The organism is Vibrio sp. 1288 (assembly GCF_033344475.1).
Window position 1 is genome coordinate 1 of sequence record NZ_JAWPOX010000888.1, and the last position, 574, is coordinate 574.

A 574-nucleotide genomic window follows, 5' to 3' on the forward strand; every position below is an offset into this window, starting at 1 on the left:
ATTCAACATGACTTTCCTTACCGGCCTTGTTACCTTCCCTCACTTTGCCTTTGCTGCACCAACAGTTGTCCCTAATGCACCTGAATTAAGCTCTCGCGGTTATGTACTGATGGACTATCACACAGGTAAAGTGTTGGTAGAGCGCGATGCAGACAAGCGATTAAACCCTGCGAGCTTAACTAAGCTGATGACTGCTTATGTTGCAGGACAAGAAGTAAACGCTGGCAATATCAGTCTCGATGATCAAGTTGTCATTAGTCGCAACGCTTGGGCGAAAAACTTCCCAGATTCTTCCAAAATGTTCATCGAAGTAAACACATCTGTGTCTCTGTCTGATTTATATCGAGGATTGGTGGTTCAGTCAGGAAACGATGCTAGTGTTGCCATTGCAGAGCACGTCGCTGGCAGCGAAGCAGGCTTTGTTAGCTTAATGAATAGTTGGGCGAGTCAACTTGGTTTGACGAATTCCTCATTTACTAACCCTCACGGTTTAGATAGCGATGGTTTGTATTCAACACCGCATGATATAGCTAAGTTGGGTCAAGCAATCATTCGTGATCTGCCAGATATTTAT

Annotated in this window: 1 protein-coding gene; it reads left to right on the plus strand. The window is 44.4% G+C overall.

The genetic code is table 11. From position 1 onward, the window contains the following. Nucleotides 1-7: 7 nt before the first annotated feature. Nucleotides 8-574 (plus strand): D-alanyl-D-alanine carboxypeptidase family protein (locus R8O11_RS29925; protein WP_318195220.1); only part of this gene is annotated, 567 nt, incomplete at its 3' end.